The organism is Moorena sp. SIO4E2 (genome assembly GCF_010671945.1).
Lineage (GTDB): Bacteria > Cyanobacteriota > Cyanobacteriia > Cyanobacteriales > Coleofasciculaceae > Moorena > Moorena producens.
In genome coordinates this window covers 1-5,723 of sequence record NZ_JAAHIE010000473.1, presented here as the reverse complement: position 1 = coordinate 5,723, position 5,723 = coordinate 1, and the positions used below count along the sequence as shown (strand labels likewise).

At 45.4% G+C, this 5,723-nt stretch carries 3 protein-coding genes; all 3 read right to left on the bottom strand.

Annotated features, from left to right (window positions below; translation table 11 throughout):
• Window positions 1–964: biotin/lipoyl-containing protein (locus tag F6K37_RS30780; RefSeq protein WP_287254328.1), on the bottom strand; the 964-nt coding region annotated here is incomplete at its 3' end.
• A 426-nt stretch (window positions 965–1,390) separates the two neighbouring features.
• Window positions 1,391–4,369, bottom strand: a complete 2,979-nt coding sequence (locus F6K37_RS30775) for a peptidase domain-containing ABC transporter (RefSeq protein ID WP_287254326.1) — start codon at window positions 4,367–4,369, stop codon at window positions 1,391–1,393.
• A 451-nt stretch (window positions 4,370–4,820) separates the two neighbouring features.
• Window positions 4,821–5,552 carry a peptidylprolyl isomerase gene (locus F6K37_RS30770; protein WP_009149356.1) on the bottom strand — a complete coding sequence of 244 codons (732 nt, stop codon included), beginning with the start codon at window positions 5,550–5,552 and terminating at the stop codon, window positions 4,821–4,823.
• Window positions 5,553–5,723: the final 171 nt, after the last annotated feature.

Sequence of the window (5,723 nt, the reverse complement as noted above, 5' to 3'; positions counted from 1 at the left end):
TCGCTCTGACCCCAGCAATTTCTTTTTGCAAGCGTTTTTCTTCTTCAATCCTGGAGTTTATCTCAGTTTGGCGATTTTTGACCTCATTTTGCTGCCTCAAGAACTGAATCTTAGAAAAGCCCCCTTGTTCATACAGGGGTCTGAGGTCTGTCAGAATACCCTCCTCAACTGTTAGGATGTCTCGGCCATTGGCAAGTTGAATCTGATTCTGTTTCAGCTGTTCCTGTAGGGAGCCAATTCTACTCTCAAGTTCAGCAATCCGAGCGTCAAGTGCAGAAGTCCCATATTGTAAACGAATTCGTTGTTCAGGGCTAAGATTAGCGCTCTTAGAACCTCCACTCAGTTGAGCGCGATAAAGTCGAATTTCTGCTAGTACCGTGTTTCGACTAGCGATCAGAGAAGGCAATTGTGAGGACAGTTGTATGTCCAAACCTGGTGGTGGTACAGGTGGATAATTAGGATTACTAATTGCAGCCTGATAAAACTGGTTTTCTCTGATTAAGGTAGCACGGCGTTTATTGAGAGACGTGAGTTGAGCCTGAGTAGCCTTAGGCTCAAACGAAAGGAGCAATTGCCCTTCTTTAACCGGCTCTCCTTCCTTAATATGAATTTTTGTCACCACTCCACCCACAGGAGCTTGGACTTCTTTAACCGCACCTTGTGGCTCTAGCTTGCCCCGGGCGGGAACGGCATAGTCAATTTTGGCAAAGTAAGCCCACACCATACCAAAAGTTGTTAGACTCAACAGTGCCCAGAGAATGGCATGAGACCAATGGGGCGATTGTTCTAGAATAACCGGCTGGTCGAATTCGAGGTGACTATTAGAAGCACGACGTCTGTCCCTGGTGTCTTGAGGAACTGCCATTTTGCTAATAGTACCCACAGAACCTAAGTTTATTTTTGGATTTGGTTTGGAACCATTGCCATTACCATTGCCATTACCATTGCCATTATATGGGCTCATAGTTATTAGCTCCTGCTATTCGTTAATACTTCGGAAAGGATGAATAATGAAGGATAAATAATAAATAATGAAGGATAAATAATAAAGAATGAAGGATAAATAATAAAGAATGAAGGATTTTCTCGGAATGTTAAGATAATTATCTGGTTGAATAATTAAATTTAGTAACTAATAAAAAACTGACTCATTGATCATTTTTATCACTTACTTTAGGGGGAGTTAGCCAAAACTTCTCGCTCTCACTTGATAGCCTCTGTAAAACCAACTACCCGACCACTAGTATTTTTTTATCCTTGAGCCTAGTCTATCCGATACCAAGGGTTAAACCAAATAGCAAATACCGAGACCATACACACTTAATCCTTCACCCTTAATCCTTAATGCTTAACCCTTCATGGTTAATCCTTCACCCTTCACCCTTCATAGCTACATTTGAGCATCTTGTTGCATGTAGAGGCAATAGTAACGACCTTTCTGAGCCATCAGTTCATCATGAGTACCTTGCTCTACTATTGAACCCCGATCCATCATCAAAATGATATCAGCGTTGCGAATGGTTCCTAGGCGGTGGGTAATGAACAATACCGTGCGTTTGTCAAAAGCTTCGGCTAGATTTAAACACACTTGCCGCTCCGTGTCATAATCGAGGGCGCTGGTGGCTTCATCTAATATCATTAACTGGGGTGATTGCAAAATCGTTCTGGCGATCGCAATACGCTGTCGTTGTCCCCCGGAAAGACCTGAACCCCTTTCGCCAACGCTGCTATTGTAACCCAAAGGCAATTCCATGATAAAATCGTGGGCCACTGCTATCTTTGCTGCCTGAATAATTTCCTCACTGTCTGCATCAGGATTGGTCAGAGCAATATTCTCTTGAACGGTTCCCTCAAACAAGAGGGTTTCCTGAGGCACAATCCCAATCTGACGCCGCAGGGAATAGAGTTCGACTTTCGAGATATCGTAACCATCGACAATGATGCGACCGGACTCTGGACCATAGAGTCTAGCCAAAAGTTTGGTCATGGTACTCTTACCGGAACCACTTTGCCCCACAATCCCTACAAATGAACCAGCTGGAATCTCGACGTTAATGTTATTCAGTTGCATTGGTCCACTCTTGGCAAAGCGGAAGGAGAGATTTTCATAGCGAATGTCTCCCCTGACAGAGGGCAAGGGGATATTACCCTGGTCTGCTTCAGCCACTTCTTTGGGTGTATCGACAATGTCACTGAGGCGTTCGAGAGATAGGGCTGTAGACTGGAAGTTTTGCCAAAGTTGGGCTAAACGCAGCAAGGGACTGGTAACGTAGCCCCCAATAATCCGAAAGGCAATCAACCCCCCTAAGCTTAATTGTCCATCTAGTACTAGATAGACCCCTACCCACAGCACAAGTAAACCCGAGAGTTTGTTCAAGAAGGTGCTCATAGAACTAGCAGCGGTAGAGGTTAGCACATTCTTGAAGCCTTCACTAACATAGCGCGCATATTTCTCTTGCCATTTCCAACGCGATCGCAATTCAATATTCTGGGCTTTAACGGTGGAAATGCCAGATAATACCTCCACTAGATAGGATTGGGTTTGAGCATTCCGTTCCGCTTTATTGCGTAGCTGTTGCCGGACAATTGGGGAAACGATCAGGGTCAGGAGCATGAACAAAGGGATTACTGACAAAGTCACCAGGGTCAGCACCCAACTAAAGAGGAACATGACCACGATGTAGATTACAGAAAAGACTGAATCTAACACCACGGTTAGGGCTGTCCCGGTCAAAAACTGGCGGATATTTTCTAGCTCATTGATCCGAGTGGACAACTCCCCAACGGGTCGTTTCTCGAAATAGTTTAAGGGTAAGCGCAACAGGTGGTCGATAATCTCGGAACCGAGAGCCATATCGATACGGTTGGTCGTATCTACAAACAGGTAGGTACGCAGGGTGATTAAAACCCCCTCAAAAACCGACACCACCAACAGTAAAATTCCCAGTACTTGCAAGGTATCGGTACTGTTTTGGGATATCACTTTGTCAATGAGTACCCGGATAATCAAGGGATAGGCTAGACCCAACAGTTGGACAAAGAAAGAAGCAATTAAAACTTCCGTCAATACCTTGCGGTAACGAACGATAGAAGGCCAAAACCAACTCAGACCAAACCGCTGGGTAGGGGTGTCTTTGGTAGGTTTTAACAGAAGTACCTGCCCGCCTTCTCCCCAGTTTTCTTCAAAATCTTTGGGTTTAAGCCGTTGAATTCCCAGCTGTGGCACCGCCAGCACTATTTGCCGTTCACTGGCTTCATAGAGAATAGCTAAGCTATCGTGCCACAACAGCATGGCTGGGGTAGGTAAACGTTTGATAGCGTTAGCTGGTACTGTTGCGAGTTGGGCAGTTAATCCCATCAGTTCTGCCACTGCACCACAGTGCTGAAGGGAGATTTGACCGGTGCGAGCATGCTGGTTTTTTAGCACCTTCCGTATACTATCTCGCCGGAAAGGAATTTTAAAGTACTTACTCAGCATTTGGAAACAAGCCAAGGATTCCTGCACTGCTCCTTTACCCCGTATAAAGGGGAATTTTGTAGGAGTAGTCTGGCCAGTGTAAATCGTCTCGGGAGCTTGATCCGGTCGGTCTGGAGCCTGGGGAATATCGTCTTGAGGTATACTGGGAATTGTATCGGTAGGCTCAGCCAGGGTTTCCGAGTCATTGGCGGTTTGCTCAGAGAAAATAGCTTCTGGAATTCCCACCAAGCGCGTTGCACCATGACCATTGACCTGTAAGCTAGACAATGCTTCTGAACTCAGACAAGACCCTACTGGTAAATTGGCGGCTGCTCCCCCACTCACAAACCATACTCGATTGGGGTCGAGTTGGCTTGACATTTGCTTGCCCCGAGGCAGGTTATAAACTAAAGCGTCTGACCAGGCTAACAGGGCAAGTGCTTTGAGGTCAGTCTCTGCCTCAGCCCGACGCCCCAACTCTGTTCCCAAAAGATCAAAGATTTCCACTAGACCACAACGGGCTTTGAAGGCATCTGAGAAAGATTTTTCTGTATCTAGCAGCCCTAAGAAGTCAGCCGCATTGATGGTGACACAAACCGCTTCCACCGATGCGATCGCAGTTTCACAGGGTATGCCCCTGACCAAACTGACCCAGCCAATAATCGCTCCTGGTTGTAGTAATTTGAGGGTTGTGGGGGTTTGACGGCGTTGGTCATAGCCGATGAGACGGGCTTTTCCTTGGAATAAAATCGAGATTTGGCCTGGCATTTTATCCCTGACCACAATTGTCTGACCCATGCGGTAGCGCAACAGTTGGCAACTCGTGGACAGTTTTTGCAGTGCTGTCCTTGACAATTTATTGAACGGAGAAATACCAGCTAGAAACTCTTGAATTGTTGTTGTATAGGTCATTGAGCCTCTTAGGAGATTACTTAGCTTAAATTTGAGATTAGTTAGCTTAATTAAATTTGATAACAGCTTCTAATGGGGTATTTATTAGGATATGCTAAGCATAGTAGGTCTGTCTTTTATGTAAAGACTCTGTAACGCACCCTAGGAATTGCTTAGCGCTTCCATCAAGAAATGTAACTAGTTGGCTATGCTATGATGGAATCAGGCAAAGTCTATTGAGACTAGCCTTAAAGAACAAAAATTTTACCGTACACCATAGACTACTGATCATTTAGCCACGGCACAGCTTCAGGATTACCATATCCCCAAGCTAGAGGGGTTTTTCGGAATCTTCCCCATCTGGCGCGGTTAGCCCAAACTATTAGCCAAATCCCGCCTATTTTCCCCCAAATCCGGAATTTTAGCCATCTATTTAGTTTCTTGAGTTTAGTTTCATTAGAAAGTCAAGTCGTTAATCTAGCGCCGCTAATTGCTGATTCAGTTGCTCACTTAGCCAGGTGCTGAAACATTCATTCAGTAGTCGCTGGCGCATCGAATCATCTAACTGGGCTGGCATAAACTTCTCCAAACGCACGATTAACAGCCATTCTCCCAAGCGTGTCGGTGGGAACAGTTGTCCGGGTTGGCTCAGGCGAAGCATTTGGGCTAAGGCGGGGTGAGGTACGCTCAGTTCAACCGGACCGATTAATCCGCCAGTCTGAGCTTCTGGTCCTTGGGAATATTCCCTGGCTAGGTCAGCAAAAGACTCTTCTCCTTCTTGAATTCGGAAATAGATTTCTTGGGCTACCCCTGGGTCTTTAGTCCGAATCAGGGAATAAATCACCCGGTCTAATTGTCCCTTCCTCTCCAGAAAATAAGATTCCAGTTTGTGACTCCAGGTTTGTTGTTTGTATTTCTCAATCAGAATACTTCGTACCGCTAGGGCTTCTAATTGAGCTGGATTCATACCACGCTGCTTTAGCCAAGCCTGTTTAGCCGTCTCGTCAATGAGCTGATTTTTTTCCAAGAACTGCTGATAGGCTTGAGCCTTCTCCTCTGGTGTGCAGCTTGCGGTAGCCACTGCCTCGTCAATGATAATCTCACGGATTAACGGTGGCAGCAATTGGTAACCAGCTAGCAGGGGAACAATTTCTTCTGCACTAATGACGCGATCGCCTATTCGTAAAACTGTAGTTGTCCCCATAAGAAATGTTTGGCTTTGTGGTAGCGCTAGGTGGATAGGATGGAGATATTACCCACCGTATATTATAATTCCTAATTTTCAAGCTTCAACAGTACAGTTTTTCCACATTCACGAAAATAGGGTATTGGTATAGCACTACCCATTAAGATGTTTGACATTGTCTTGATGCAA